The sequence below is a fragment of the Streptomyces sp. McG3 genome, from assembly GCF_018619185.1.
Classification (GTDB): domain Bacteria; phylum Actinomycetota; class Actinomycetes; order Streptomycetales; family Streptomycetaceae; genus Streptomyces.
Map to the genome: position 1 here is coordinate 1 of NZ_JAAXYC010000575.1, position 999 is coordinate 999.

2 protein-coding genes are annotated in these 999 nt (G+C 70.5%); both read right to left on the bottom strand.

The genetic code is table 11. From position 1 onward, the window contains the following. Nucleotides 1–464 (bottom strand): PaaI family thioesterase (locus HET64_RS38525; RefSeq protein WP_215111866.1); only part of this gene is annotated, 464 nt, incomplete at its 3' end. Between the two features lie 89 nt (nt 465–553). Further along, on the bottom strand, nt 554–999 hold a 446-nt coding region (locus HET64_RS38530; RefSeq protein WP_285801945.1), incomplete at its 5' end, for a molybdopterin dinucleotide binding domain-containing protein.

Consider the following 999-nt stretch of genomic DNA (forward strand, 5'->3'; position numbering starts at 1 on the left):
GCTTCGGGGCGGGGGGCGTCGCGGAGGAGGCAGGTGAGGCGTGCGGTGCAGACCCGCTTGTCCTGTTCGTCGGTGATGACGATCTCGTACGTGGCGGTGGAGCGGCCCTGGTGTACGGGGGTGGCGACGCCGGTCACGAGGCCGTTGCGGACGCCTCGGTGGTGGGTGCAGTTGAGGTCGACGCCGACGGCGAGCTTGGAGGCTCCGCCGTGGAGCATGGAGCCGATGGACCCGAGGGTTTCGGCGAGGACGGCGGAGGCGCCGCCGTGCAGGAGTCCGTAGGGCTGGGTGTTGCCCTCGACGGGCATGGTGCCGACGACGCGGTCGGCAGAGGCCTCGACGACGGTCACGCCCATGCGTTCGCCGAGGTGGCCGGCGGAGAAGAGGGCGGGCAGGTCGACGCCGAGTGCCGCGTACTCGTCGATGACTTCCTGCGGGAAGAGGGGTGCGGTGTGCTCGCCCATGGATCCGGCTCCGTTTCGGTGCGCTCGTTCGTTGCTGTCTGCACTGTTCTTATCAGACGGCTGAGCGGACGCTTAGGGAGTGGCGGCTTTCAGTCGCTCCGGGTGTGCTCGAAGCGGACGACGACCGATTTGCTGGCCGGGGTGTTGCTGGTGTCCGCCGTGGAGCCGAGGGGGACCAGGACGTTGGTCTCCGGGTAGTAGGCGGCGGCGCAGCCCCGGGCGGTGGGGTAGTGGACGACGCGGAAGCCGTCCGCGCGGCGCTCGACGCCGTCCTTCCACTCGCTGACGAGGTCGGTGTACGCGCCGTCGGCGAGGCCGAGGGCGGCGGCGTCCTCGGGGTTGACCATGACGATGCGGCGGCCGCCCTTGATGCCCCGGTAGCGGTCGTCGAGGCCGTAGATGGTGGTGTTGTACTGATCGTGGGAGCGCAGTGTCTGCAACAGGAGCCTGCCGTCGGGGAGTTCGGGGTACTCGACGGGGGCTGCGGTGAAGTTGGCGCGGCCGGTCGCGGTGGGGAAGCGGCGCTCGTCGCGGG